25 protein-coding genes and 6 pseudogenes are annotated in these 25,173 nt (G+C 69.1%); 14 read left to right on the top strand and 17 right to left on the bottom strand.

The features are described 5' to 3' along the window. Positions 1-64 precede the first annotated feature (64 nt). Complete coding sequence (locus ACFC79_RS34350; protein WP_376248628.1) at positions 65-661, top strand: hypothetical protein; 597 nt, start codon at positions 65-67, stop codon at positions 659-661. Next, positions 634-1,431 carry an IS21-like element helper ATPase IstB gene (istB, locus tag ACFC79_RS34345; RefSeq protein ID WP_376248625.1) on the top strand — a complete coding sequence of 266 codons (798 nt, stop codon included), beginning with the start codon at positions 634-636 and terminating at the stop codon, positions 1,429-1,431. The genes ACFC79_RS34350 and istB overlap by 28 nt, the downstream gene beginning before the upstream one ends. A gap of 66 nt (positions 1,432-1,497) precedes the next feature. Here istB and ACFC79_RS34340 read toward each other — a convergent pair whose 3' ends face one another. The 3 genes from ACFC79_RS34340 to ACFC79_RS34330 form a co-directional block, all read right to left on the bottom strand. Then, positions 1,498-2,028 carry a GNAT family N-acetyltransferase gene (locus ACFC79_RS34340; protein WP_376248622.1) on the bottom strand — a complete coding sequence of 177 codons (531 nt, stop codon included), beginning with the start codon at positions 2,026-2,028 and terminating at the stop codon, positions 1,498-1,500. A gap of 122 nt (positions 2,029-2,150) precedes the next feature. Beyond that, entirely contained in the window at positions 2,151-2,627 is a 477-nt protein-coding gene (locus ACFC79_RS34335; protein WP_376248619.1) for a helix-turn-helix domain-containing protein, read from the bottom strand. A 7-nt stretch (positions 2,628-2,634) separates the two neighbouring features. Then, positions 2,635-2,787 (bottom strand): hypothetical protein, encoded by a 153-nt coding sequence (locus ACFC79_RS34330; RefSeq protein WP_376248616.1) that lies wholly within the window; start codon positions 2,785-2,787, stop codon positions 2,635-2,637. Positions 2,788-3,336: 549 nt separating this feature from the next. On the opposite strand from ACFC79_RS34330, the pseudogene ACFC79_RS34325 reads away from it, so the two are divergent. The 3 genes and pseudogenes from ACFC79_RS34325 to ACFC79_RS34315 form a co-directional block, all read left to right on the top strand. Then, positions 3,337-4,054 (top strand): annotated as a pseudogene (locus ACFC79_RS34325) (IS110 family transposase); the annotation flags it as partial. Continuing rightward, a pseudogene (locus ACFC79_RS34320) lies at positions 4,055-4,243 on the top strand (DDE-type integrase/transposase/recombinase); the annotation flags it as partial. A gap of 395 nt (positions 4,244-4,638) precedes the next feature. Next, positions 4,639-5,625 carry a serine hydrolase gene (locus tag ACFC79_RS34315; RefSeq protein WP_376248613.1) on the top strand — a complete coding sequence of 329 codons (987 nt, stop codon included), beginning with the start codon at positions 4,639-4,641 and terminating at the stop codon, positions 5,623-5,625. A 109-nt stretch (positions 5,626-5,734) separates the two neighbouring features. Here ACFC79_RS34315 and ACFC79_RS34310 read toward each other — a convergent pair. After that, positions 5,735-5,965 (bottom strand): annotated as a pseudogene (locus ACFC79_RS34310) (transposase); the annotation flags it as partial. On the opposite strand from ACFC79_RS34310, the gene ACFC79_RS34305 reads away from it, so the two are divergent. The 3 genes and pseudogenes from ACFC79_RS34305 to ACFC79_RS34295 form a co-directional block, all read left to right on the top strand. Continuing rightward, entirely contained in the window at positions 5,870-6,070 is a 201-nt protein-coding gene (locus ACFC79_RS34305; protein ID WP_376248610.1) for a hypothetical protein, read from the top strand. The pseudogene ACFC79_RS34310 and the gene ACFC79_RS34305 sit on opposite strands and share 96 nt — an antisense overlap. An 8-nt stretch (positions 6,071-6,078) precedes the next feature. Continuing rightward, positions 6,079-6,366: a GNAT family N-acetyltransferase gene (locus tag ACFC79_RS34300; RefSeq protein WP_376248637.1), complete on the top strand. Its 288-nt coding sequence runs from the start codon at positions 6,079-6,081 to the stop codon at positions 6,364-6,366. 158 nt (positions 6,367-6,524) lie between these two features. Continuing rightward, positions 6,525-7,172, top strand: a pseudogene (locus ACFC79_RS34295) (IS6 family transposase); the annotation flags it as partial. Positions 7,173-7,354: 182 nt separating this feature from the next. On the opposite strand, the gene ACFC79_RS34290 reads toward ACFC79_RS34295, so the two are convergent. The 3 genes from ACFC79_RS34290 to ACFC79_RS34280 form a co-directional block, all read right to left on the bottom strand. Beyond that, complete coding sequence (locus tag ACFC79_RS34290; protein ID WP_376248608.1) at positions 7,355-7,684, bottom strand: hypothetical protein; 330 nt, start codon at positions 7,682-7,684, stop codon at positions 7,355-7,357. Positions 7,685-7,829: 145 nt separating this feature from the next. Next, positions 7,830-8,420, bottom strand: coding sequence for an IS3 family transposase (locus ACFC79_RS34285; protein ID WP_376248605.1), 591 nt, complete (start codon positions 8,418-8,420; stop codon positions 7,830-7,832). A 3-nt stretch (positions 8,421-8,423) separates the two neighbouring features. Then, on the bottom strand, positions 8,424-8,699 hold the full coding sequence (locus ACFC79_RS34280) for a transposase (protein WP_376248603.1): 276 nt from the start codon (positions 8,697-8,699) through the stop codon (positions 8,424-8,426). A 71-nt stretch (positions 8,700-8,770) separates the two neighbouring features. Here ACFC79_RS34280 and ACFC79_RS34275 point away from each other — a divergent pair. Next, positions 8,771-9,016, top strand: a pseudogene (locus tag ACFC79_RS34275) (DDE-type integrase/transposase/recombinase); the annotation flags it as partial. A 413-nt stretch (positions 9,017-9,429) separates the two neighbouring features. Then, entirely contained in the window at positions 9,430-10,743 is a 1,314-nt protein-coding gene (locus ACFC79_RS34270; RefSeq protein WP_376248601.1) for a serine hydrolase domain-containing protein, read from the top strand. A 522-nt stretch (positions 10,744-11,265) separates the two neighbouring features. Here ACFC79_RS34270 and ACFC79_RS34265 read toward each other — a convergent pair. The 3 genes and pseudogenes from ACFC79_RS34265 to ACFC79_RS34255 form a co-directional block, all read right to left on the bottom strand. Beyond that, complete coding sequence (locus ACFC79_RS34265) at positions 11,266-11,856, bottom strand: hypothetical protein (RefSeq protein ID WP_376248598.1); 591 nt, start codon at positions 11,854-11,856, stop codon at positions 11,266-11,268. Further along, a pseudogene (locus tag ACFC79_RS34260) lies at positions 11,849-12,145 on the bottom strand (DUF664 domain-containing protein); the annotation flags it as partial. The pseudogene ACFC79_RS34260 and the gene ACFC79_RS34265, both read right to left, overlap by 8 nt. Positions 12,146-12,189: 44 nt before the next feature. Next, the gene (locus tag ACFC79_RS34255; RefSeq protein ID WP_376248595.1) at positions 12,190-12,816 is read right to left on the bottom strand and encodes a class I SAM-dependent methyltransferase; all 627 of its coding nucleotides are present in this window, start codon (positions 12,814-12,816) and stop codon (positions 12,190-12,192) included. An 87-nt stretch (positions 12,817-12,903) separates the two neighbouring features. On the opposite strand from ACFC79_RS34255, the gene ACFC79_RS34250 reads away from it, so the two are divergent. Together ACFC79_RS34250 and ACFC79_RS34245 are read left to right on the top strand one after the other, a co-directional pair. Further along, complete coding sequence (locus ACFC79_RS34250; RefSeq protein WP_376248592.1) at positions 12,904-13,128, top strand: hypothetical protein; 225 nt, start codon at positions 12,904-12,906, stop codon at positions 13,126-13,128. A 219-nt stretch (positions 13,129-13,347) separates the two neighbouring features. Continuing rightward, complete coding sequence (locus ACFC79_RS34245) at positions 13,348-15,165, top strand: multicopper oxidase family protein (protein WP_376248591.1); 1,818 nt, start codon at positions 13,348-13,350, stop codon at positions 15,163-15,165. Between the two features lie 60 nt (positions 15,166-15,225). Here the strand turns inward: ACFC79_RS34245 and ACFC79_RS34240 are convergent, their stop codons facing one another. Continuing rightward, positions 15,226-15,492, bottom strand: a complete 267-nt coding sequence (locus tag ACFC79_RS34240; RefSeq protein ID WP_376248635.1) for an SHOCT domain-containing protein — start codon at positions 15,490-15,492, stop codon at positions 15,226-15,228. Between the two features lie 586 nt (positions 15,493-16,078). Between ACFC79_RS34240 and ACFC79_RS34235 the strand changes: the two genes are divergently transcribed. Then, positions 16,079-17,539, top strand: coding sequence for a hypothetical protein (locus ACFC79_RS34235; RefSeq protein WP_376248588.1), 1,461 nt, complete (start codon positions 16,079-16,081; stop codon positions 17,537-17,539). Positions 17,540-17,546: 7 nt separating this feature from the next. Here ACFC79_RS34235 and ACFC79_RS34230 read toward each other — a convergent pair whose 3' ends face one another. From ACFC79_RS34230 to ACFC79_RS34220, 3 genes are all read right to left on the bottom strand, one after another. Then, positions 17,547-18,017, bottom strand: coding sequence for a hypothetical protein (locus ACFC79_RS34230; protein ID WP_376248585.1), 471 nt, complete (start codon positions 18,015-18,017; stop codon positions 17,547-17,549). A gap of 403 nt (positions 18,018-18,420) precedes the next feature. Continuing rightward, the gene (locus tag ACFC79_RS34225; protein WP_376248584.1) at positions 18,421-19,995 is read right to left on the bottom strand and encodes a N,N-dimethylformamidase beta subunit family domain-containing protein; all 1,575 of its coding nucleotides are present in this window, start codon (positions 19,993-19,995) and stop codon (positions 18,421-18,423) included. 692 nt (positions 19,996-20,687) lie between these two features. Continuing rightward, on the bottom strand, positions 20,688-21,107 hold the full coding sequence (locus tag ACFC79_RS34220; protein WP_376248581.1) for a winged helix-turn-helix transcriptional regulator: 420 nt from the start codon (positions 21,105-21,107) through the stop codon (positions 20,688-20,690). An 87-nt stretch (positions 21,108-21,194) separates the two neighbouring features. Between ACFC79_RS34220 and ACFC79_RS34215 the strand changes: the two genes are divergently transcribed. Then, the gene (locus ACFC79_RS34215) at positions 21,195-22,025 is read left to right on the top strand and encodes an NmrA family NAD(P)-binding protein (RefSeq protein ID WP_376248578.1); all 831 of its coding nucleotides are present in this window, start codon (positions 21,195-21,197) and stop codon (positions 22,023-22,025) included. Between the two features lie 258 nt (positions 22,026-22,283). Here ACFC79_RS34215 and ACFC79_RS34210 read toward each other — a convergent pair whose 3' ends face one another. From ACFC79_RS34210 to ACFC79_RS34200, 3 genes are all read right to left on the bottom strand, one after another. Beyond that, positions 22,284-22,874, bottom strand: a complete 591-nt coding sequence (locus ACFC79_RS34210) for a hypothetical protein (RefSeq protein ID WP_376248575.1) — start codon at positions 22,872-22,874, stop codon at positions 22,284-22,286. Next, positions 22,871-24,307, bottom strand: a complete 1,437-nt coding sequence (locus tag ACFC79_RS34205) for a sensor histidine kinase (RefSeq protein ID WP_376248633.1) — start codon at positions 24,305-24,307, stop codon at positions 22,871-22,873. Before ACFC79_RS34205 ends, ACFC79_RS34210 begins: the two co-directional genes overlap by 4 nt. 167 nt (positions 24,308-24,474) lie before the next feature. Continuing rightward, positions 24,475-25,161, bottom strand: a complete 687-nt coding sequence (locus ACFC79_RS34200) for a response regulator (protein WP_376248572.1) — start codon at positions 25,159-25,161, stop codon at positions 24,475-24,477. Positions 25,162-25,173 lie beyond the last annotated feature (12 nt).

Below are 25,173 nucleotides of genomic sequence, written 5' to 3'. Positions count from 1 at the left end.
TGATCGTTACGCGCGAACGGCTCGAAGACCTCTGCAGCAAAGTCTTCCAACTCGCCACGCACAGATGCAAGTTCCTCCGGAGTCACATGCCTTCAGCGACACTCCAGACCCACAGGACACGCATCGTCAACACCGACCTGACCAAGCCCTACTAGAGCTGGACCACTACCTGGAGGTCCTGGTCCGCAAGCCCGACGTCTTCCCCGGCTCGACCGCTCTCGAACAGGCCCGCTCGGCAGGCAGGTTCACCCCAGTCCACGACGCCTGGTGGACCCAGGCCATGAAGATCCACGGCGAGCGGCACGGCACCCGCGCGCTGATCGAGGTGCTGTTGCTGGGGCGGCATCTGCCGCACGAGCACGTTGTTGCCGGCCTAGCCGCGGCTCTGCGGGCCGGGGCCATGACCGCGGACGCGGTCGCGCTGGAAGCCCGCAAAGCAGCCCAGGCCGAGACCAAGCCCGCACCAGATGTCCGGTGTCCCGGTCAGGCGTCGGCGACGGTGACGTCCCTGCACGAGTGGCGGCTCACGCATCTTCCGCCGGACACCAGGCCGCTGCCCTCGGTGTCTCACTACGACCAATTGCTCCGACGCCGCCACACCAGTGGCAGCGATCACCGTGAAGGAGAAGCGCAGTGCCCCTGCCCCGCCAGCGAGGCTTGACCGAGCAGGCCGCCGATGCCGCGATCGACTCCGCCTGCCGCCTGCTGCGGCTTCCGTCGATCAGGAACGAGTTCAACGAGATCGCCGACCGGGCGATGAAAGACCAGATGACTTACCGCGGGTTCCTCGCCGAGCTGCTGATGGTGGAGTGTGACGACCGGGCCCGCCGCCGTTCGGAGAGGCGGATCAAGGCAGCCGGATTCCCGCGGGAGAAGTCCCTGCGGTCCTTCGACTTCGACGCCAACCCGAACATTGACCCGGCCACCATCCACACCCTCGCCAGCTGTGAATGGATCAAGAAGAGCCAGCCGCTCTGTCTCATCGGCGACTCCGGCACCGGCAAGTCCCACATGCTCATCGCTCTGGGCACCGAGGCCGCGATGAAGGGATACCGCGTCCGCTACACGCTCGCCACGAAGCTGGTCAACGAGCTGGTCGAGGCCGCCGACGAGAAGCAGCTGAACAAGACCATCGCCCGCTACGGCCGCGTCGATCTTCTCTGCATCGACGAACTCGGCTACATGGAACTCGATCGTCACGGCGCCGAGCTCCTCTTCCAGGTCCTGCCCGAGCGCGAGGAGAAGAACAGCGTCGCCATCGCCTCCAACGAGTCCTTCGGCGGCTGGACCAAAACGTTCACTGATCCCCGGCTCTGCGCGGCGATCGTCGACCGACTCACCTTCAACGGCACGATCATCGAAACCGGCACCGACTCCTATCGCCTGGCCAGCACCCGAGCCCGAGCCGAGGAACCTGCCCAGGCCGGCTGAGCCGGAGTCCGCCGTTCAACATTGCGCTGGTCCTGTCGGCCTGAACAGCAGGCAGGCCCAGCGATATCACTGCTCGCCGTGCAGCAGCGAATACATGAACATGTCCCGCCGCTCGGCCCCCACCTGCTGCCAGCTCTGCAGCAGCCCCTCACACTGGAACCCCACGCGCTCGGCAGTGCGCACGGAACCCGTATTCCACGGCTCGACATACAGCTCAAGCCGAGGAATCCGCAATTCACTCAAGGCCCACTCGACGACGGCGCCGACTGCGGCCCCGGCCGCCCCCTGCCCACGCGCCGACTCAACGACCCAGTAACCCAACGATGCCCGACCCTGCCCCAGGTCCTTCAGCCACAGCCCCACATTCCCGACCGGCCGACCATCAGCGCTCACGATGACAAACGGATACCCAGTCCTCGCGGAGGCCCGACCCCACTGCCGCTCGACGAACGCGACAGCTGCCGACTCTGAGTAGGGCGAGGGCACCGTCGTGATCAACGGGATGTAATCGTCCTCGGATGCCTCGCGGACAAGCTGAAGATCCGAAAGGCGCCACGGCCGAAGACTGAACCCCGCACCAGCAGCGAGTTCGGGCACGTCAAGTGGTTCCTCCATCCGCCCATCCTGCCGTGACACGAGACCGGCCGCACGCAGAAACTCGCGCCGTTCCGCGCTCTGCTTCCCCGCTGGAGCGACGAGCCGCGCTGGTCCCGGTGACGTCATTTCTCGTCAACATCCGTGAGCCCGACGACCGCCAATCGCGGTGGAAACTCGTCAACAAACGCTGTCGCTGAACGTGAACGAAGCCACACCATGACGTCGTGCAGCTTGGCGAAGCTGAAGATGAGGTCGGGGTGGGTCATCACCGAGCGGAGCGAGACGGCCAGGTCACGGAACTCCGGGGAGATTCCTGCGCGGCGTCGACGCTCTTCTTCGGCCCTGCGCGCGGCCTTCCATAACCGTATTGCTTCCCTGGTGTCCGCCTCGCACGCGGTCGCGTACGCGAGCACCAAGCGGCGGGAGGGCACCTTGCCGTTGGCGCCGCGCGACAGCGCCGACGCGGTGAACTCGTGATCGGTCAGTTTGGCCATTGCCGCGTAGGTGACGCCTCGGCGCTCGCGCTGGGCACGTAGCCACAGCGCGAGCGCTTCGGACTGCTGGGTGCCGGCGGCAACGGCGTTCTCACGCCGTCCCATGAAACCGTCAGACGGCCCCGGGCGGCGGCACGTCCGCCGCGCGCATGGCCCTGACAGATCGGACGGCGACGCAGAGGGCCCCGGCGATGAACTCGAGGGCGCCGAACACCGGCATCCCGAGGGCCGCGAGTGCCCCCGCCACCACGACGACCACGATCACGACGACCAGTTCCTTCGTCGTCAGAGCCCCCTGCGAAGGGCCTCCGGGTGCCGGCTGAGGGGAGAATGAACGCATACCTGATACCAGCCTGACGTCGCATCACACTACTTGTGGGCGCGATGAGTTGGCTGCACCTTGAACTGTCGGCGGCGACTTCCAGGTCGGCCCGCCAACGGCGTTGATCCTCTCACCAGTGACCCGACCATCACAATGCGTTGCCGCCGGGGCGGAGGCGTTGATACCTGCGCGTCCAGGGGTTCACCGCCGGGAGATGGCGAATGGGTGGCCGAATACAACCCCGGCGACTCGGAAACAGCAGGTCAGGGAAATGAAACCGCTATTTTCATTCATTTTCGTCCAGGTGCCATTGTCGAAGCGGGGCACCAGGTGCCATCGTCCCTACAACGCCGCCCCGGCACTGGCTGCCGAGGGCCCTGAGGCGTCCGGTCCCTGCGGATCTCGAAGTCCATTGCATCCCCTGAACTGGGATGTTGCAACGACTCCTAGCCCAAGCGCTGGACGCGCCCCTCTCGTGCAACACCCGGCCGGCCCGGACTGGCCATGCGCCGGATCGCCGACCTCTACCCCGGCGAGGCGAAGACCGACGCCAAGGACGCCGCGGCCATCGCGGACGCCGCCCGCACCATGCCCCACACCCTGCGCTCACCGGAACCGACCGACGAGACCACCGCCGAGCTCACCGTGCTCGTCGGCTTCGACCGGGACCTCGCCGCCGAGGCCACCCGCACCTCCAACCGCATCCGCGGCCTGCTCACCCAGTTCCACCCCGGCCTGGAGCGCATCCTCGGAACCCGCCTTGATCACCTGGCTGCTCGAACGCCACGGATCCCCGACCGCACTGCGGAAGGCCGGCCGCCGCAGACTCGTCGAACTGATCCGCCCCAAGACCCCGCGCATGGCCACCCGCCTCATCGACGACGTCTTCGACGCGCTCGACGAGCAGACCATCGTCGTCCCGGGCACCGGCACCCTCGACGTGATCATCCCGTCCCTGGCCCGCTCGCTCGCGGCCGTCCACGAACAACGCCGGGCCCTGGAAGCCCGGATCAACGAACTGCTGGAGGCCCACCCTCTTTCCCAGGTCCTGACGTCACTGCCCGGTGTCGGCGTCAGGACCGCCGCAGTTCTCCTGGTCACCGTCGGCGACCGCACCGGCTTCCCCACCGCCGCCCACCTCGCCTCCTACGCCGGCCTTGCACCGGCCACGAAGCAGTCGGGCACCTCCGTCCACAGCGAACACGCGCCGGACATCCTCGTTCAGAGCCGCCGGGACAAGGCCGCGGCCAGGCGTTTCCTGCGTCGTCCGATGAAGAGGACCGGTGCGGTGCCGAGGGTGATGGTCACCGACAAGCTCCGCTTCTACGGCGCGGCCCACCGTGAGGTCATGCCCTCCATCGAGCACCGCTCGCACAAGGGGCTGAACAACCGGGCGGAGATTTGGTGAATATCACACGAAATCGAAGCCCACCCGCCGACCATTTCACCCTATATATCCAGAATGCCCGATTACGAGCCACGTATCGTCGCCGTTGGCATGTGAATTCTTAGAATTCGATCCGGTACAACTGAGCCCCGACTCCCACTCATCGATTCTCCGCGGCCCGAACAGATACCAGGGCGGCAATCTGCTGAAGCCCGGTTGGGCTGAGCGATTATCAGCAATCACAGCGGGAGCCGACCCACAGCCGACCCCACAACGCGCGGCAAGGTGACCTTCAACACGCAGCGGGACAGGACACAGCCTTCATGTATGGATCACGAATATTGGCCTGCTCGCGGCGCTCTCTGGCCATTGCCCTGACCGCAAGCTCCTTGCTCACCGTATTGACCATGGCAACCCCGGCCTCGGCCGACACCGCCAGTGCCAGTGCCAGTGCCACAGTGGGCGGTGCGAAGGTCTTCTGCACCTCGAAGAGGCCGGGCCTCGCCTCCGAGCTTTCCCATGACATCACCAGTGCTCTCAGCGGGCGAGAGGGCACAACGTCCCTGGCTCTGTACGACCGGATCACCGGAACCACCTGCGAGCTCAAGGCCGACACGCATTTCGACTCCGCCAGTGTGGTGAAGGTTTCAGTGCTCGGATCACTGCTGCGGCAGACCGAGGAGGCACACCGGAAACTGACTCCGCGGGAGGTGGAACTGACCACCGCCATGATCACCAAGTCGGACAACGACTCCACCTCGGCCCTCTGGCACCAGATCGGCGCCGCCGGCTTCAGAAGGTTCCTCGCTCTGGCACAGATGCGGCATACCGTTCCCGGCTCCGGGAAGAGCTGGGGCCTCACCCAGATCACCGCCGGTGACCAGCTCCGGCTGATGCAGCTACTGACGACGGAGAACGCGGTGCTCGGCCCCGCGTCGCGCGGCTACGCCCTCGATCTGATGAATCACGTCACGCCCGGCCAGAAGTGGGGGGTGCCCGCCGGATCACCCGCCACGGCAACGGTGCACGTCAAGAATGGCTGGCTGCCACGCACCGCAGGCGGATGGCGGGTTCACAGCGTGGGCGCCTTCACCGGCGGCGGTCACGACTACGGCATGGCTGTCCTCTCCACCGGCAGCCGCACCATGGAATACGGCATAGGAACCATCGAAGGAGCGGCCCGCGTCATCCACCACGACCTGAGCGGCGCGGGTTCTGCGGCGAGCCGCTGGCCGGAGGGCTACCGGGTCCGGCTGATGCTCCAGGCATCGGCTACGACACCGAGCACCGGACTCCGCACCGTCCAGCAAGGTGGACGTCCGAAGGGCCAGCGGCTCGGGTCACGCCTGCCCGTTCCCTGGTCGGAGCCAATGGCCGCTTGGGGGTCGGAGTGATGGGGTCGCCGCGGAGGAAAAGTGCCTGGGCGGAGGGGGGCATTGTCACGTTGTTGGGTGCGTGGGTGTCTGACGGCGCGTTCCCCTGTGGCGGTGAGGTCCACGGCACCGGGACGGGCTTGCGCATTACGTGGTCCGTGCGCATCCGCCCGAGGACCTCCACCGGCAGTCCTTCCAGCAGATAGGCCATGCGCGGAGCGTCGTAGCCGGCGTCAAAGAGGATCAGGATGCCGCGGTCACCTGCTTGCCAACGGCCTATGTCGATGAGGTTCTCGACCACGCGGCGGACCTGGGCCGCGGTGACCTCGGCGACATCATCGGCCGGCCCCAGCCTCAGCGCAGCGACGGGCAGGACCGGCCGATCGGTGCTCTGTCAGCCACCGCTCCCGGGACCGTCATCGAGCAGGCGCTGGATCACGGGTACAGCGCGAGGTGCGGGCGCTGACCTTGAGCGTGGCCATCGGCAAGGTGCACGGCCTGGCGGTAGCCGAGGTAGCCCGCGGCCGGGGCATCGCCAGCTTCCTGCTGAAGCGGGCCTGGCAGGTCTACGACCAGCTCGACTACTTCCTGCTGTACGGGTCCTTCGAGACCGACCGGGACCTGGGCGCGTTCTACAAGGGCTGCGGATACGCCGTCCACGCCCCCGGTGAGGGTTTCCTGCTCGAACGGATCAACCAGCCCTTGGGTATCCACGCAGGCCCCGACCAGTGCGTGTTCACCCGCTGGAGGTCGCCCCGCTGAGTGACCCGCTGCCGCACCGCGCCATGGGCGTGGTGACCAGTGGGCGGCGGCATCGTTGAACACGGCACGCGTGCATGAACATCCCCCCGCGGGCGCTGTCACGTTGGCGGGTGGCGTGGGAGGATCCTCGGGTTGATCACGGTGGAGGGGGATCGTCCGTGGGGAGCGTGTCGCCGTCGTGCAGGGGGCACCGGTACCCGGTCGAGATCATCGCGCACTGTGTGTGGCTGCACTTCCGGTTCCCGCTCACTTTCCGTGAAGCCGAGGAGCTGATGCTCGGGCGCGGTGTCATCGTGTCCCACGAGACCGTGCGCCGCTGGTGTCCGAAGTTCGGGCAGGCGTACGCCAACGCGCTGCGCCGCCGACAGCCACGGCCGGAGGACAAGCGGCACCTGGACGAGGTCTCCATCAAGATCAACGGTGAGCAGAAGTATCTGTGGCGGGCGGTCGACCAGGACGGCAATGTCCTGGCCATTCTCGTGCAGAACCGGCGGGACACGGCCGCGGCCAGGCGCTCCTTCCGCAGGCTGATGACGACGACGGGCGGGGTGCCGCGAGTGGTCGCCACCGACAAGCTGCGTTCCCACGGCGCCGCCCACCGCGAGGTCATGCCCTCGGTGGAGCACCGCTCCCACAAGGGATTGAACAACCGGGCCGAGAACAGTCACCAGCCGACGAGGCAACGCGAACGGGCCATGAAGGGCTTCCGCAGCGTGGGCGGGGCCCAGCGGTTCCTATCCGCGTCCAGCGGCATCCCACCCCACGTCCGGCCCCGACACCACCTGATGACCGCATCCGAACACCGAGCCGAAATGACCACCCGCTTCACCACCCGGGAGCAGATCACCGGCGTCACCGGCCGACCCACCGCGGCCCGAGCCCAGACCGACACCCGGCCCCACCACACCTCGACGCACCAACAGACACCCACACACCCAACAACCTGACAACACGGGCGGGACTGCAGCTGAGTTCGCTCATCTTGTGGCTACGCGATCTGGTCCCGTGACCACCGGGCGAACAGACTTCGCCGCCTGCGAGGTTGATTCGTGAACGCCGTTTGCGAGACACCCAGCGCATCGAGCCGTGACATGAGCCGAACCTCTTGCTCCGATGTGACAGCGATCCACAGGGCTGTGCCCGTGTCGCTGGCGCTGAAGATCTCTCGACCCTGTTGCCACGCCTCGGCATGAATCGTGTAGGGAGCCAAGGCCAGAAGCACGTCGAACTGCATGTCGTCGCGGACATCGACGTCAATCCCCATACCAGGATCACCTTTCGCAGACCGGACGCCCTCGGCCACCTCGTTGGCTGCCATCGACAACACCTGCTCGTACGCGGGCGCCACTTCCCGTGGCCAGGCAATATCGCTGTAGGCATCGACGTGAGCCGTCTCGATGCTGTCTCGCAGGACACGAAGCGCCTCACGGTGAAGTTACCCCGTGATGTTGGACGCGTGTTCGTTATGCCGCGAGGGCGTGTTGGTGCCGCTGCCTGGTCTCGGCTGGGGTGAGGTAGCCGAAGACCTTGTGCTTGCGCAGGCGGCGGTTGTAGAAGGTCTCGATGAAGTTGAAGACCTCGGCGCGGGCGGTGGCCCGGTCGGGCCATGTGCGGGTGCCGATCTCCTCCTTGAGCAGTGCCCAGAAGCTCTCCGCGGCGGCATTGTCGAAACGAGATCCGGTGCGCCCGCAGCTCTGCCGCAGCCCCAACTCCCGTATTCGGTGGCGGAACTGGGCCGAGGTGTACTCGCTGCCACGATCGCTGTGGATCACGCAGCCGGGCTCCAGTCCGCCGCGGCCGTGGGCCATGTCGAGAGCGTCGACGACGAGTTCGGCCCGGTGGTGGTCGGCCATGGCGTAGCCGACGACCTCGCGGGTGGCCAGGTCCAGCCGGCAGGCGAGGTAGAGCCAGCCCTCGGCGGTGGGCAGGTAGGGGATGTCGCCGACCAGCTTGGTGCCGGGGTGCCTGGCATGGAAGTCGCGGCCGATGAGGTCCGGGGCCGGCTTCGCCTTCTTGTCCGGCCGGGTCAGCGAGCGGTGCTTGCGCCGACCCATTGACTACGCCGTCGCTTTTTGCAGGATCTCGATCGGCTGCTGCTGTTCACGGTTCTCCTTGCGCAGCCGTCGCAATTCCTCGCGCTCGGCGCTGGTCAGCTCGCCGGGGGCGCCCTCGCCCCGGTCTGCCCTGGCCTTGCGGTACCAGCCGCGCAGGGACTCGGAGCTGATGCCGAGTTCCCGGGCGACGGCGGTGACCGTCTTGCCCGAGGAGTCGACGAGCGCGATCGCGTCCCGCTTGAACTCCTCGGTGTACCGCTTCGTGTACTTGCTTCCCACCTGGTGCTACTTCCTCTGGAAACCTCAGGTCCCAGTCTCCAGGTGTCCACGATCAAGGGGAAGCTTCAGCAGCGGTGAAGGCGCCGGACCTGATCGGCCGCGACTTCACCGCCGAGGCCCCGAACACCAAGTACGTCGGCGACATCACCTACCCGGGCGTCGGCAGCGGGAAGTTCTGCTGCCTCGCGACCGTCACCGATCTGTATTCACGACGTCAGGCCGGACGGGCGATTGCCGACCACATCCGCGCATGGCTCGTCACCGACGCCCTGGCGGCCGCTATCCGGACCCGCGGCAGCCTCGCAGCGCCTGCGAGCCGCCCCGGCACCGAACTGACTCCTCTGCCTTGCTGCACGAGCAGCACCCGTGTGCCGACCGAACCGCTTCGGACGCCGTGCCCGGATACACCACCGCCGATTCGGCCCGGTCGCGTCTTCTTGAGGGGCCGGAGCCATCTTTGACGAAGGAGGAGATCCGGCGACGACTCGTCCCCAGGAAGGACGCCCTCACGAACGTGACCGACCAGAATGACCTGGATTCAGAGGAGCTCACAAAGTGGAAGTTCGATCAGCTTGCGGCGTCCGGTGCGTGCGATCGCAAGGCGCTGGAAGGTCTTCGTGGCGGAGCTACCAGAACCTTTCGGCAATGCAGCGGGCGTGCGTGCCGGGCGCCGCGAGCCGGGCGCATTTTGTGGGCTCCTCCTATTCGGACACGAAGGAAGGGAATCCCCTTGCGCCTCCTCCGGATAACCGGAACCGTCATCGCCACCACACTGTTACTGACCGCTGCCGCACCCGTGGCCTCAGCCGGTGCCAGGTCCAGTGCGGTAGCCGCGTCCGCGCCGTCGTCCCCGCCCGGGGCGGCCCTGGACCCGGCAGCGCTCAGCAGTTCCCTGCACGCCGTCCACGAGGCGGGCATGTACGGCGTCTACTCCAGCGTCCGTAACGGCGCCCGGAGTTGGGCCGGCGCCTCGGGGGTCGCCGACGTGGACACGGGCCGCCCGGTGAAGCCGGGGATGCGACATCGAGTGGGCAGCATCAGCAAGACCTTCGCCGCGGTCGCCGTGCTCCAACAGGTCGAACGCGGCCGTATCCGCCTGGACGCCCCCATCGGCGACTACCTGCCGGACCTGATACCCGGGCAGCGCGGCCGCCAGATCACCGTCCGGATGTTGCTGAACCACACCAGCGGCATCGGCGACTACGTCATCGGCGCCTTCCCGTCCCTGGCACACGGCTCGACGGCCAGCCTCGACGAAGGGCGCTTCCGCTTCATCAGCCCGCAGGAACTGGTCCGTCTGGGGCTCACGGCCCCGGCCACCGGAGCGCCCGGGGCCCAGCCCGGCCACTACTCCAACACCAACTACGTCATCGTCGGCCTGCTCCTCGCCGAGGTCACCGGCCAGAACGCAGAGACGTACATCACTCAGCACGTCATCGACCGCGCCGGACTGCACCACACCTCCTATCCGAGCAGCCCCGACATCCAGGGCCCGCACGCCCGGATGTACGAGAACTTCTACGGCCTGATCGACCCGCCCCGCGACTACAGCGTCTACGACATGTCCTGGGCCTACACGGCGGGCGCAGTCGTCTCCACCACCGACGACCTGAACCACTTCTACCGCGCCCTGTTGACCGGCCGGCTGATCGGCCCGGCGGCACTCAAGGAGATGCAGCGCACGGCATCGGTGGACGGTGTGAACTACGGCCTCGGCCTGTACGCCGTCGACATCCCCGGCTGCGGCCGCTTCTGGGGCCACGACGGCGCGGTGTTCGGTGCCGGCACCATCGCGCTGACCAGTCCGGACGGCAGGCGCCAGGTGGCCGCGGGCTGGAACCTGATGAAGTACCAACGGATCGACGCGGACGGCACCGGCTTCGAGCCGAGCCCGATCGACGACGCCCTCAACCGCTACGTCATCGGCGCCCTGTGCCCGTCGCACGCCACAGCCCCGCCAGCGGCTCTGTCGGCCACGCCGGCCCCCACGGTACTCACCGGTGCCGACCTCTCCCCGGAGTCCTGGGCAGCGGTCCTGCACTGACCGACCCGCTCAGTGGGACGCGGATCGCCGGGCTGGAGCGGGAGTTGGAGCGCGGCCCCGCTGGTCCTCCGTCGGCGGGACGTGGACCTCGCGCAACGTGTCGATCAGGTCCGGGAAGCAGCCCTCGCGGCGGGCTGGGCGGGAGGGACAGGTGCCGGCACATCGACGGAGTGCGCGGCAGCACCGCACCGGCGTCTGTTCTCCCGTCTCGCCCAGGCCCGCGGGGAAGAACGGTTTCCCGCCTCATCGACCTTTCTGCGCGAAGTCCACGTCCCTCCGGCCCGGCCGGACGTCGACGCCTTCCTCCGGGCCGCGCCGGACCGGTTTGCCCGGACCGAACCGCCGGCCAGGCGGCAGCTCCGTACGCGGCCTGTGGGAAGGACGCCCTGCGGGCTCAGTTGGCTGGCCTGCGGCAAGGCGCCGACAGGATTGAGGTCCGTCTCTTCGGTTCGCGCATCGCGCCTCCTTCGTTTCCATTCCCTGGCTCGTGCCGAAGCCGGCGGCACTGCGTTCGAGCAGCGGTCAGAGCGGGCCGTACGTGGCACTGCCGACAGGGTCGTGCCAGGTGGCGAGGTCCTCTTCGAGCAGAGCCCGGAACCGGGCGTCGCCCTCGGCCTTCCGGCGGAGCGACTCGCGCGCCCGCCCCATGATGGTCGCGGGGACGACGATCGCGGCGACGATCAAGCCGATCACGAACACCAGGACCACGGCCAGCGTGAACAGGCGCGAGGAGTCCTGCCAGGTGCCCGGCTCCGCCGTGAGGGCGAAGACCGCGATGAAGACGAACAGGATGAAACCGAGGAACGACAGCGCCGGGCGCGGACCGCCAGGGCCGCGACGGCTCATGGGCCGGCTCGTGCTCGGCAGACGATCGCGGACGCGTGCGTAGAACACGCGGCAGAGCACGACGAGCGCAGCTCCGGGGATCCCGAGCGCCAGGACCGGTGCGAGAGCGTCCAGCCACAGCCCCAGGAAGACGCCCAACAGGATCAGCTCCGCACCCACGCCGATCCCGGCGGCCCACGCACCCATGTACGCGCCGCGCGCACCGGCGATCTCACGCAGCCGCGAGGGAGCATTCTCGGGACTGATGCGGGAGAGATCCGACGACATCGGCCGCGCTGTCCGCCGATGCGGCTTGAAACGTCGCCTGCCAGTCGGTGACGTCGTCCCCGAGGAACATCGAGCGCTCGACGAAGGTCGGGTGGTTGAGCAGGCCGAGCAGGTTCGTGCCCGACGGCACCGCGGCTGTTCGCACCTGCGGTTCGGGGGCGCCGTCGGCCTTCGCGGCGATCGAGGTCCGGAGGTAGTCGAGGAATCCGCGCAGGATCTCGGTCTCGTTGCTACCGGTCCGGGGCGGCGGAGTGTCGCGGCGGCGGTTGCGGCGCGTGGTGCTGGTCACGGTGGTCTCCGTTCCTCTGTCGGGGGCGGGGGTCGGCCGCCCTGTCAGGCGGTACGGCGGATGAGGAGGACGTGGTCGGTGACCTCGGCGGAACGGCCGTCCGGTCCGGTCGCGGTCCGGACGGATGCGTCGGCCCGCTCGACCGTCCATGTCTGCGGGGCCAGGTCGATACCCGCGGCGACTTCCTGCGGGCTCGGGTAGCGGATGTCGGGATCCCGGTTCCACGACCACGGCGCGGCCGAGCCGTGGTCGACGACCAACAGCCGCCCGCCCGGCCGCAGTGCGTGCGCGGCCGAGCGCAGGACGGTTGCCCGGTCCAGGTCAAAGGGGGTGTGCAGGTAGTGGGCGCAGACCAGGTCGAATCCGCCGGGCGGGAATGACTTGTGCAAGTCGTGCCGCGCGGTGGTGACACGGTCGCCCAGGCCGTGTGAGCGGGCGAGGGATGCGAGCCGCTCGACCGCCACGGCCGAGATGTCGACGGCGGTGACGTGCCATCCCAGTCGGGCGAGCCACAGCGCGTCGCCGCCGTCGCCGCATCCGAGGTCCAACGCGTCACCGGGCGGCAGGCCCGTCACCGTCTCGGTGAGGCGAGCGTTCGGCTGCGGTCCGCCGGCTGCCGGTCGGGCCGCGTAGACACCGTCCCAGAACGCGACCGCATCAGTGGTACTCATCAAGGCTCCTTGTGTCGGGATGAACTCAGTCTTGCCAGGCACCCCACGACCTGGCACGGAAACTTGCCGTTTCGGCAAGACGGCCTGATGGATCGCTGGACGGACGACGACGCGCTCGACGTGGTGGGGCCGCGCCTTCGCGCGCTGCGTCGTGACCGCGGCATCACCCTCGCGACCTCGCGGCGACGACCGGTGGCCGCAGGCCCGGCCGGAGCGGTGTCGTGGAGGGGCCGGGCCGCCCTCAAGGGTCCGGTGGGCCACACTTCCGGAGCATTCCAGCAGCGTGGAGCAGCGTGGTTCACGGCAGTCTGATGTCGTACCTGGTGGGTCGACGGCCGTCCGACGGGCCGCGGGAACACCGGAACCCCGAGGATGTCCGGCAAGTGCGGTGAACAGCGGAGGGTGCACATGGTGACCAGGCGCCGATTCGTGCAGGCAGCGATCGGAGGGGCGGCTGCGCTTCTTCCGGCAGCCGCCGTACCGCCGCGACTCTGGGTTCCGACCGACGGGGGCGTTCTTGACCCTCGGAAGGTGCACAAGTATGTCGTGCCGCTCGTCGTACCACCCGCCATGCCCGCCGCGCCCGACACGCACGATACCGGCGTCGACCACTACACCATCGGCGCCCGGCAGTTCCGGCAGCAGGTGCTACCGCCCGGTTCGCCCGCCACGACGGTGTGGGGCTACGGTTCCGCCGTGCATCCGGGCACCTTCCACTACCCCGCGTTCACCATCGAGGCCCGGTCCGGTACACCGGTGCGGGTGCGGTGGAAGAACGAGTTGCGAAACCGTCGTGGCGGCTACCTGCCGCACCTGCTTCCGGTCGACCCCACACTGCACTGGGCGAACCCTCCGGGCGGAATGCGCGATCGGGACGCGCGTCCCGCCTTCCGTTCGACGCCCGGACCGTACCGGGGCCCGGTGCCGATCGTGACGCACCTGCACGGTGGTCGGAACACGGAGGAGAGCGACGGCTACACCGAGGCGTGGTACCTCCCCGACGCACCCGACCTTCCTGCCGGGTACGCCGAAGTCGGATCCTTCTACCAGGAGTTCAGGACCAAATCCGAGGACCGTTTCGGTGCTGCCTGGGGTCGGGGGGACGCCGTGTTCCAGTACGCCAACGAGGAACGGGCCTCGACTCTCTGGTTCCATGATCACGCCATGGGCATCACGCGTCTGAACGTCTACGCCGGACTGGCGGGGTTCTACCTGCTGCGGGGCGGCCGCACCGACCTTCCCGAAGGAGTGCTGCCCGGCCCGGCACCCCGGCCGGGAGATCCGCCCGGCCGGACGTACTACGAGATTCCCGTCGTCATCCAGGACCGCTCCTTCCGGGTGGACGGCAGCCTCCACTACCCGGCCGGACGATCCGCCTTCGACGGATTCAAGGGGCCCTACATCCCCGGCAGCGACATCTCTCCGATCTGGAACCCCGAGTTCTTCGGCACGATGATGGTCAGCAACGGGAGAACCTGGCCGTTCCTCCGAGTCGAACCACGCCGCTACCGCTTCCGGCTCCTCAACGGGTGCAACTCGCGGTACCTGATTTTGAAGATCGTCTCCCGCCCACTCGCGCACAGACCTGCGCAGGCCGCTCTCCCCTTCTGGCAGATCGGCAGCGAAGGCGGCTTTCTCCCCTCACCGGTCCGACTCGACCACCTGCTCATCGCACCGGCCGAGCGAGCGGACGTGATTGTCGATCTCACCTCGGTTCCCGCCGGGACCGAGCTGTATCTCATCAATGAAGGCCCCGACAAGGCGTTCCAGGGCGGCAAGGCGGGGACGGACTTTCCGCCTGCGGACCCCGACACCACCGGTCAGGTGATGAAGTTCGAGGTCGGCGTGCTCACGACACCCGACACGACGGTGCCCGCGTCCCAGCTGTCGCTGCCACCGTTCCGGCCGCTCGGACGGGCGAGTCGTACTCGGCGGTTGTCGCTCAGCGAGCAGAAGTCCGCCTCTCTGCCACAGGTCGGTCCCCGGCAGATGCTGCTCGGCACGCTCGACGACCATGGCGCCGCGGTGCCGATGCGCTGGGACGATCCCGTCACGGAGAATCCGGCGATCGGGGCGACCGAGGTCTGGGAGTTCCACAATCTGACGACGGACGCCCACCCGATCCATGTGCACGAAGTCCAGTTCCAGGTCCTCGACCGGCGCCGGGCAGGCCGTCCCGCAATGCCGCCGGCACCGTGGGAAAGCGGATTCAAGGACACGGCGATCGCCTACCCGGGCGTCGTCACGAGGCTCAAGGCGACCTTTGACCGCCCGGGCCGCTACGTCTGGCACTGTCACATGCTTGAGCACGAGGACAACGAGATGATGCGCCCCTTCACCGTCGGATGAGGCGGTGATCACGGCCGCCCCCGGCAATCCTCTGGCGGCAGGTCGGGGCGGGGACACCGTTCACCGCCGGTCGCGCAGCACCGCCAGACGGCGTTTGTATTCGTCTTCGTCGATCTCCCCTCGGGCGAACCGTTCGGCGAGCAGTTCCTCGGCCCTCCGGCCTCCCCACCTTTCCTCGTCGACAGGCGGAGCGGGCCGGTTGCCGCTCCTGCTGTCGGCCATGTGGCGGGTGAGGGCGACGACGCCCGCGATCAGCAGCAGCCAGAAAACGACCGCCATCCCGGTCAGGAGGAGCCATCCGCCCCCTCCCCAGCCGCCGTACCACATATAGATCACCTTCCACGGACGGTCGACCGTCGTCTCTTTCAGTGTGGCTCGGCATGATGAGGTCGGGAAAGGGCGGAATGTGTCGCGCGGGGTACCCGACAGCCCATCCGACCAGCCCCGTACGACGGATCCGGACGGTCTCCGAGCAGGGCGGAGACCGACTACGGGCAGCGGGGCACTCGACCACATCACGTCGTCGCTCTCGGGGAGAACGCCTCGCCCGCCGGGGTCCGGGCCAAGCTCCACCGCCTCCCGCAGCTCACCCTGCCCCGCACCCCGGTTCCCGCCGGGCCGTCGCTGACGACCCTGCCCGCCGCGCGGGGCGCGCCGAGGCAACCCGCGTCCTGCGCCACGCCCCGTACCGCGGCGGAGCCTTCCACGAGCCCCGAACCCCGCCGTCTCCCTCGCCGAATGAACGGGACCGGCACCCCAAAACCGGCAACACGACCTCGACGAACGACATGGAGGCCCCACGACCGAGCCGTCGTCGACCCGTTCCTCGCGGTGATCACCGCCGGGCATCAGACCTGCCACTGTCCGGCAATCTCCGCCGGAACCATCACTGTTGATCTGTACGGTGCAATACATGCAAACCACCAACGGGGCAGGACAGGACCAGCGAGGCCACGTCCTCCTCATCGCCGGCGACACCGCTATACGACGGCGCACCGTGCAGGTCGAGCCCAGCGCCAACCTCGCAGCCCTCTCGATGGTGCCTGTGCACATGCTGCTCGCCAGCGGCGTGCCCGCCGACACCACGTACCTCGACGGCGTCAAGGACCAGCAAGCCCTGCTGATGAAACTGCGCACTGCCGCCGCGACCCCGGGCCCGCTGCTCGTATACCTCTCCGGCCGGCTCACCCTCGCCCGCCGAGACCGCCAGCTCTACCTTGCCCTGACGCACACCACGGCATCCACCATCCGCTACACCGCACTGCCCTGGGAATGGCTGGGAACCGAACTGCGCCACCGCCCCGCAGGGCTGACGACCGTGCTGGTCGACCTCGCCGCGGACAAGCACGCATGGCCTCACCTGCAGGAGCCCGGCGCGCTCGCCACTCCCCCGGCCGCCGAGGTCTACGGGGTGATCGCCCCTCCCGGCTACACCGGCTGCACCGGCGTGAGCACCTACACGCGGGGGTTCGTCGAGCAACTGCGTCTCGTCCCCGACCGTCCCACGAACGCCCGGCTGCATGCCCAGACCGTCGGCTCCGTAGCGTTGCCACCCGGTGCTCTGGTCCTCCCGCACGTCCCCGAGATCAGCGCACCGCAGGCCGGGCCCCAGTATTCAGGGACGAACCCGCTGCTGCTCCAGCAGCAGGAGGAGCCGGGCGAGGCGATGCCCGGCCACGACCGGCGCCCGGCCCCGCCCGCGCCCGGCTCCCCGCCTCTGTACCAGAGTCCGCCGCCGCAGCCCGCTGCGCTCGGCCCGGAACCCATTCCACAGCCACCCCTGCCCCAGCAGCCCCAGCCGCCGGCGCCCCGTCCCGTTGACGAAAACGCTGACCGGCACCGGCAATGCGCGGATCAGGCCGCCCCGGTACAGGCCCCGCACCCGGTCCCCCTGGTAGCCCCGACTCCCGCGACGCAGCACGTTCCGGTGGTCCAGCAGCCGGTTGCGCCGCCCCGGACCGACCCGCGCCCGTACATTCATGCGCTGGCCGAGCAGCACCGGTATCCCGAGGCGCTGCACCTGGCCCAGCTGTGGGAGCAGCATGCCCTGACCACCTACGGCGTCACCTCCGTGCAGGCCGCCGAGTGGACCGAGATCCGCGCGGATCTGGCAAAGATGCAGGGCAATTGGGTACTGGCCACCCAGTTGTGGATCGCTGCCTGCCGGTCCCGCCTCGTCCATCAGTCGCCCGACGCCCCGCAGGTCGTCGCCGCGGTCACGAGCGCCCACTACTGCTGGACACGGATCAGCGACCCGCAGCAGGCCCGCGAGTGCAGCCCCGAGCTGATCAGCCTGCTGCGCACCCTGCCGACGCTCGACCACCGGCACGTGTCCATGGCTCGGCAGCGCCTGGAGATCCTGCACAACAGCTGACGCATGACTACGAGGATCGCTTGGCGGTGCTCCGCCGGGTGATGGCTTCGGCCACCTGCTCGATGGCACTGCGCAGCAAGGCACCGTAGGCGTCCCGGGGCAAGTTCGGGGCATGTTCTCGGGCCGCGCCGATGTGCTCGGTGGCAGCGTCGAAGGACCCGAGCCGCCGGTAGTTGTCAGCGAGGTCGAGGTGCGGGGACGGATGGAAGCCGGCGACCTGAAGACCGGCGTGATGCGCCTGGACGCGCTGATCGGTGAGGGCATCGGCGGCGTCCAGGGCCCGGATGTCCCGGGCCAGTGCCTGGGCGGGGTCTTCGTGGAGGTCTGCCATGTAATGCGCGAGGGAGCAGCGGTGCAGGGGGTCGCCGGTGGCGTCGGTCGTGGACCAGAGGTCCAGATCAGCCACCACCGCATCGACCGGCCGCCGGTCCCCCACAAGCACCCGCGCCCCGACTGCCCGTTCTGCCGGATCATCCACGACGGCGCCCCGGCCACGATCGTCCGCGCGTGGACCGACGTCCTCGCGATCGTCCCCCGTCGGCGGCTGCGCCGACGGCCGCTTCCTGGCCAGGGATTACGGGACAGCCCTCAGCCCGCGGCCACGCCGCCGACTTCACGACCGACCGCGTCGACCCGGTTTGATTCCTCGGGCAGACCCGGGCCGGTCAGCGGGCGGGGGCGCAAGGGAGTTGCCACTCCAGCGGCGTGTCGGCGCCGGGTCTCCGGCTCAGATCACTGGGTGGAAATCTTGTGGACGGAAGCCGGTCACCGCTGCCCGTCAGGCACCGCACATGAGGCTTGATGCACGAACTACCCGCACCACTCTCGTACCGCTCACGCCACCAACGCCGCTCACGCCACGAATCCTCGTCCAGAGGGTGTCACTGTGATGCGGACGCGTACACGTCTCTCACATCGTCCCTGGGCTTAGGCTTGTTCCGGCCGCACGGGCCCGCCGCGAAGGCGCGGAGCAGATTCTCCGTGCTGCGAGTGACGAAAGCTCCCGTACGGGCGTCCATGCCGTGGTTGCGTCCGTTCTCGCGGGTTCCCGCCATCAGAGCCTCGACCCACCGCATCGTCCCGGAGGCGAAGACGCCCGCCCCGCTCGGCACGGTGTAGTAGGCGGAGTCGGAGTAACTGGGCCTGCCCTTACAGACAAGGGGGGAATGCGCGATGATCTCGACCGGCGCCGGGGTGGGCATGCCGGGAGTGACCCGGTCGTACTCCACCCCGACCAGATGGTCGAAGGAGGCTCCTCGCTTCACGCCCGTCCCCTCGAAGATCCAGTGATCGCTCCGGCGGACGACATACGGGGCGTCCACGGGATAACCCTCGTAGAGGACGCCCGTCAGAGAGGACTCGGGAGAGGCGCCGGGGGGCTGACGGAAGTCGTTGGTCGGCATGTCCGGGTGGTCGGCGAGGTACGGGTCGTTCAGGTAGTCGGTCTTGTAGCAGACGACGGTGCGGTCGGCGCCGGTGGCGTCCGGCTCCAGCCTGACCCTGCGGAAGCAGGCGTTGGCCCCGAGGAAGGCGACGTTCGTACCCGTGTCGCGCGCACGGGTGACGTGCGCACGTTGCTGCGGCGTCCAGTACTCGTCGTGTCCCAGCGAGACGGCTCCGGCCGCATTGTGGAAAATGCCGGGGTCCCGATGGACGTCCAGGCCCGTGGTGTAGGCGAGTGGGAGACCCAGCCTCTCCGCCAGAACCACCGCCGCCCGTTCGTAGACCATGAATTTCTCGGCACCGTTGCTGTCGTAGGGCCGGTCGAAGCTGACGGCGAGCGACCGGGTGCCGTACGCGCCGTTCTCACCCTGGTAGAGGCTGTAGCCGCCCCAGAGGTTGTACGCCTGCCATGTTGCCGGGGCGTGCATCAGCACCAGTCTGCCCGCGGCGCCCGCCGAGCGGACGATCAGCGGTACATAGTGCTGGTGGTCGTCTTCCGAGTCCAGCCGGAGCAGGTACGCTCCCTCCGGCCAGCCGCTGGTGCGGATGGGGAGTGTGCGTCGCCAGTCCGCCCGTACGGTGCGGGTGGCCCGGATCAGCCGGGGACGGCTCTGTACCGACCCGGCAACGCGATGCGAGCGCCAGACCAGTCGCGCCTGCGCACCGTCGTACCAGCCGACGCGGTAGGCCGAGACCCGGAACGCCGGGGCGGTGGTGGAGACGTATAGGCCGAACTCCTCGCCCGGCAGCACACTCACCTTGTCGGTATAACCCTCGATGGCCCCGGGCGGTCCCACCGAACGGACCCGCCAGTCGGAGTTCCCGGTCCGGGCGTTCTCCCCCTTCTCGGCACGGCGGTCGGCGCCGGACGGAGTGGACCCGCCGGTCCCGGAGGAGTGACAACCGGTCACCGCCACGCCGCCCGCCATCGCCCCGCTCGCTGCCGCAGCGAGGAAGAGCCTGCGGTCCAGCCGGCCGGGGATGCCGGCATCCTGCCCCTCACGGTGCTTCATGTCACCCGCCGAACCCGTTCCACGACACTGTCACCGGCCATCGTCCCCCGCCATGTGCTCGGGGCCGACGAGGCAGCGCCGAACCGGGGCCGCGTCGTGTCGCGGCATCGCGGATCTCCCGGCTCCCGGGTACTCGGCGGACTTCCGGGACACTCACCGGGTCTCCCCCGAGCGGTCTCGCCGTGTCGGGTTCGGCGGCGTACGGCGCGGACGCCGTTCCATAGCAGCATGCCGAGCGGGATGGCACCGAACAGGATGACGGACAGCGAGACCAGGACGTTCTGGACGCGCTCGCCGTCCGCGTCGGAGGCGTCGGCTTCCCCCGCGACCCGCCCGTCCAGCACCACGTTGCACCGCACCGTCGCCGAGGGGGTGCAGCCCGGTTCGGTGTCGGACAGTCGGTCCTCACCGCCTGAACCGGACGGCCCCGTTCCCGGCTGCTCAACCACTGCCTCCCCCTTGGTCGTTGGTGTTGTGCAGCTGAGCACAGGAAGCCTGCCCACGGCTCCAGAAGGCTGCTGGCCCGTTCCCTCAAGAACGACGGACGACCGGCGCACGGGTCTTCTCATCGGTCAGGGCACATGGCCCTCGCTCCGCGACGCAGCAGGGGCCGTCCCCGGAGGAACGGCACCGATCGACAGCGCTTCCGTGCCGGACGGCCGGTGTGCGGTGTGCGGTGACGTCGTTTCTCGTCAGCGGATGTCATGGTCGGGGTGGGTCCGGTCGTATGCGTGCCGTGCTTCGGCGATGACGGCACGGTGGGCGAGTGACCAGTCGGCGAGTGCCTTGACCAGGTGGGTCAGGCCGGCTCCGGTCTCGGTCAGGCGGTAGTCGACCTGGGCCGGGACGGTCGGGTACACGGTGCGCAGCACGAGGCCGTCGCGTTCCAGCCTGCGGACGGTGAGGGTGAGCATGCGCTGGGAGATGCCGTCGATGGCGCGCTGCAGTTCACGGAACCGGCGCGGCCCGCCCGCGAGCTCGACGATCACAAGCACCGACCATTTGTCGCCGATGCGGTCCAGGACGTCGCGGATTCCGCAGTCGGGATGGTCGTCGCGGCCGCAGGGGTCGAGGTCGGCGGGGGCGGTTACCCCGGTGTGCGTGGGTGACATCAAACTGCCTTCTTGTGGCCGGTGGGCGTGCAATCAAGGATCAAGCGTAGTTACTGATGAGAACCACGACGGAAGACTGCGATTGACATGATCTTGGTAACGGGAGCGAACGGGAACCTCGGCTCGGCCACCCTTGCGGCGCTGCGCGCCCGCGGCGCCGCTGCGACGGGCGGCAGCCGCACGCCGGGCGAGGGGATGCGGCGGCTCGACTTCGACGACCACACGAGCCTCGACCTCACCGGGGTGTCGACCCTGGTACTCGTCTCCGCCGGCTACGCCGAGGACGACCAGGTCGTTGGGCGGCACGCGGCGGTTCTGGACGCCGCCGTGCGCGACGGCGTCGGCCATGTCGTCTACACGAGCCTGACCACGGCCGGTGACCATCTCGGTTTCGCGTCGGCGCACCGTGCCACCGAGCGCCTTGTGCGGGAGAGCGGATTGTCGTGGACGCTCCTGCGCAATGGTCTGTACGCCGAACTCTTCGGCGGCTTGCTGATGTGGGCCGACGACGGTGTGGAGTCCGCGTTCGGGGACGGTGCCGTGGCGGCGGTCGCGCGGGAGGATCTCGCCGAGGCTGCGGCGGCCGTTGCGGCGAATCCGGCCCGACACGGTGGGCGCGTCCATGACCTCGTCGGCACGCCGATCACTGCGGGTCAGGTCGCCGACCGGCTCGGGGTCCCGCATCATACCGTCGGGCTGGGCGAGTACCGGCGCAGGCTCCTCGACGAGACGCCCGGGCTCCTGCCGTTCCAGCCGCCCATGTTCGCTTCGATCGCCACAGGCATCCGGCATGGCTTCCTGGACGGTACCGCTCCCGACCTCACGGATCTGCTGGGCCGCCCGGCCCGCGATCCACTGGCTGCGGCCGTTGCGGCCGCAGCCGCCACACGGCCGGAAACAAGCCTCCGAGCCCCGTGATCCGTGGCGGACAACCGTTGACCGGGGCCGACCGGCAGCCCGTGGCGGGCAACCGTTGGCCGGGGGCGGCACCGGCAGCGGTACCGCGCGGTCCTCCGTTGCGGGGTCGGGGCGCAGCCGGTGCCGGGGAGGGGTGTCGCAGCAGTCCCGCTCCCGTTCCGGTCATGTGGCGGACCTCGCCGGCCGGACGTGGCAGCAGCTCGACGTCCTCGCCGACTGCGTCGACGCCCGACCGGTGGGGCCGGGTCCGCCCCGTCGTTACGGCTGGAAGGAGTCGGGGCACGAGTCGGCCGACTGCGTGATCGTCCAACCGTCCCCGAATACACGGACGCTGGAGTGTGCCGGGGAACGTGGCGCGGTGTCGGGAGGGGCCTCGGAGGCACCGTCCCTGTTCCCGTCCGCGGGCACCACGGCAAGCGACGGTGCCATCCGGGCCATCGTGCACGCCAACTGCAGCATGGCCGGGTGGCTGAGGGGAGGGACGTCCTTGGGGAGGTGGACGGCGAGGGCGTCGTCGCTGCCGATCGCCACCTCGGGTGTGGTCTTCAGGCGGGGCAGCTCCGTGGTGGCCGTCGTGGCCTCGCTCGTGGTCGGTCCGGCGAACAGAAGGCGCACGACGGCCCCGAAGTTCCCGGGTTCGTCGATCTCGCGCGGATGAGGCCGCAGTTCTCCGTCGTGCAGGAAGTAGAGGGTGATGGTGGTGGGCAACGGGGGCTTCGGGCTGGGAGGGAGCATGCCTTTCGCCGGTTCGCCGGCCTCGATCACGCCGGACGGGGGGACTCCGCACGCCGTCAGGGTGAGCGCGGCCGTGAGCCCGGCCAGCAGCGCCGCTGCCCGCGGGCCCTTCACCGGGCGCCCGCGGCAACGTCGTCGTCGGCTGCTGCCGCGGTGGCGGAGTCGTGGTGCAGGGGAAGCTCGACCGTGAACACCGCGCCGCCCCCGGGCGGGTTCGCCGCGCGGATGCGTCCTCCGTGCAGATGTACGTTCTCGGCCGTGATGGCCAGGCCCAGCCCGCTGCTCTCACTTCTGGTCCGTGATGTGCTCGCCTTGTAGAAGCGCTCGAAGATGTGCGGCATGGCTTCCTCGGCAATCCCCGGTCCGTTGTCGGTCACCTCGATCACGGCCCACGCCACGTCCGCCCGCTCCTCCCTCACGCCCATGGTCAGCCGTACCGGCGGCGCCCCGTGCCGCAGCGCGTTGCCGACCAGATTGGCCATCACCACGTCGATCCGGACCGGATCCACGCGTGTCCTGAGCACACCCGGACGGGGCAAACGGGTCTCCACCCGGTCCTGCCACCCGCGAGAGGCGAGGGTGCGCTGTACCGACTCGACCAGGTCGATCTCGTCCAGGTTGAGTTCGACCGCGCCCGCGTCGAAGCGGGAGATCTCCATCAGGTCGTTCACCAGCCCACTGAGACGGCTGGTTCCCTCGCTGAGGAACCGCAGCGCGTCACCGGTCTCCTCGTCCAGGTGCCCTGTCTTCTCGTCCAGCATGTCGGTGACCGCCGACATCGCCGCCAGCGGCGTGCGCAGTTCGTGGGAGACGTCCGCGACGAAGCGGCGCGCCTGGGCCTCCAGTCGGCGCAACTCCGCGACCGACTGCTCCAGGGCGGCCGCCGTCTCGTTGAAGGACCGTGAGAGGTCGGCCAGTTCGTCGGAACCGTTGACGGCCAGCCGGACGTCGAGGTGTCCCTCGGCCATCCGGCGCGTCGCCCGGCGCAGCGCCCGCACGGGGCGGAGCACGCCGCTCGCCGCCAGCAGCGCCAGGACGACGGCGAGGCACAGCGCCACCAGGGTGGCGCGCTCGATGCCGCTGATCATCGCTCGCACGTATGCCTCTTCGGCGTTCTGCGGCACCACCAGATACATCACCATCCCGGAGAGCCTGGACTCCCCGCCGTCGGCGGTGCTGTACGTGACCGGCATTCCGACGACGAGAAAGGGATGGCCGTCGGCGTCGACCCGCTGGAACACCGCGGCGCGCTTGGTCTGCACGGACCGGCGCAGTTCCGGGCTCAGCCGGTCGAATTCGGCGCTCGGCGCGTAGGCGCGAAGGCCGTTGTACGTGGCCATGACCCGCCACCCCTGTGTCCGGTTGGCACCGAGCACCTGGTTCACCGCCGACTGCAGCTCCGACTGGTCCGGCGTGGCGGAGGTGTGGGCGGCCACGGCGTCGACGCTCGTCCGGAACTGCCTGATGACGGAGTCCTGGCTCTGTTGCAGCACCCCCGTGCGCGCCTCCCGGAAGGCGAGTGCCCCGGTGCCCAGGGCACTGGCCATGGTGACCAGGACGAAGGCCGCCACCAGGCGGGGGCGCAGCCCCCGCAGCGGGAGCGGGACTCGGGCCAGGACCGCGCCGAGGAACCGCCGCGGCCCGGCGGCCCGCCCGGCCGCGGCGGCCTCGCGTCCGCGTACGGCCTTTCGTGCCCGCACGGTTCTCCGGTCGTTCACGAGATGCCGAAGCGGTAACCGAAGCCGCGTGCGGTCTGCACGTACCGGGGATCCCTGCCCTCACCGAGCTTGCCGCGCAATCGCTTCACACAGGCGTCCACGAGCCGTATGTCGCCGTGGTAACTGTGCTCCCAGACCGCTTCCAGCAGCTGTTGACGGCTGAACACCTGGCCGGGCGAGGCCGACAGGGTCAACAGCAGCCGAAGCTCGGAGGGGGCGAGCGCGACGGGTTCGCCCCGGTGTGTCACCACGAGCCCCGCCCGGTCGATGACCAGCTCACCGTGCGACTCCGCCCGGGGCCGGAGGCCGTCCGAGACCGACGCGTCCTGCCTGCGCAGCACGGCTCGTATGCGTGCGTCGAGCACCCGGGCCTGCACGGGCTTGACCACGTAGTCGTCCGCGCCGGCCTCCAGTCCCACGACCACGTCGATGTCGTCCCCCCTGGCCGTCACCATGATGATCGGCACCTGGTCGCCAGCCCTTATCCGCCGGCACACGTCGAGGCCGGACATGCCGGGCAGCATGAGATCCAGCACGATGACGTCGGGCTGGAAGAGGCGCAGTTGTTCCAGTCCCTCTTCGCCGGTTCCGGCGGCGGAGACGTCATGCCCCTGATGCCGTAGCGCCAACTGGACGGCCTTACGGACGTCTGGGTCATCTTCGACAATCAGGACTCGTGGCACGTCGCCAGTGTA

The sequence above is a fragment of the Streptomyces sp. NPDC056061 genome (assembly GCF_042266885.1).
Taxonomy (GTDB): Bacteria; Actinomycetota; Actinomycetes; order Streptomycetales; family Streptomycetaceae; genus Streptomyces.
Note: the sequence above shows the minus strand (reverse complement) of the source record. Positions and strands in the feature narration are given on the sequence as shown.

What these genes read in the sequence shown, in the direction of transcription:
- ACFC79_RS34315 (WP_376248613.1), top strand. Translation starts at nt 4,639, where the DNA reads ATGGCAACCCCGGCCTCGGCCGACACCGCCAGTGCCAGTGCCAGTGCC.
- ACFC79_RS34235 (WP_376248588.1), top strand. Translation starts at nt 16,079, where the DNA reads ATGCAAACCACCAACGGGGCAGGACAGGACCAGCGAGGCCACGTCCTC.
- ACFC79_RS34255 (WP_376248595.1), bottom strand. Translation starts at nt 12,816, where the DNA reads ATGAGTACCACTGATGCGGTCGCGTTCTGGGACGGTGTCTACGCGGCC.
- ACFC79_RS34225 (WP_376248584.1), bottom strand. Translation starts at nt 19,995, where the DNA reads ATGAAGCACCGTGAGGGGCAGGATGCCGGCATCCCCGGCCGGCTGGAC.
- ACFC79_RS34220 (WP_376248581.1), bottom strand. Translation starts at nt 21,107, where the DNA reads ATGTCACCCACGCACACCGGGGTAACCGCCCCCGCCGACCTCGACCCC.
- ACFC79_RS34240 (WP_376248635.1), bottom strand. Translation starts at nt 15,492, where the DNA reads ATGTGGTACGGCGGCTGGGGAGGGGGCGGATGGCTCCTCCTGACCGGG.
- ACFC79_RS34350 (WP_376248628.1), top strand. Translation starts at nt 65, where the DNA reads ATGCAAGTTCCTCCGGAGTCACATGCCTTCAGCGACACTCCAGACCCA.
- ACFC79_RS34250 (WP_376248592.1), top strand. Translation starts at nt 12,904, where the DNA reads ATGGATCGCTGGACGGACGACGACGCGCTCGACGTGGTGGGGCCGCGC.
- ACFC79_RS34285 (WP_376248605.1), bottom strand. Translation starts at nt 8,420, where the DNA reads ATGGGTCGGCGCAAGCACCGCTCGCTGACCCGGCCGGACAAGAAGGCG.
- ACFC79_RS34290 (WP_376248608.1), bottom strand. Translation starts at nt 7,684, where the DNA reads ATGGCAGCCAACGAGGTGGCCGAGGGCGTCCGGTCTGCGAAAGGTGAT.
- ACFC79_RS34205 (WP_376248633.1), bottom strand. Translation starts at nt 24,307, where the DNA reads ATGGCCAGTGCCCTGGGCACCGGGGCACTCGCCTTCCGGGAGGCGCGC.
- ACFC79_RS34215 (WP_376248578.1), top strand. Translation starts at nt 21,195, where the DNA reads ATGATCTTGGTAACGGGAGCGAACGGGAACCTCGGCTCGGCCACCCTT.
- ACFC79_RS34265 (WP_376248598.1), bottom strand. Translation starts at nt 11,856, where the DNA reads ATGTCGTCGGATCTCTCCCGCATCAGTCCCGAGAATGCTCCCTCGCGG.
- ACFC79_RS34335 (WP_376248619.1), bottom strand. Translation starts at nt 2,627, where the DNA reads ATGGGACGGCGTGAGAACGCCGTTGCCGCCGGCACCCAGCAGTCCGAA.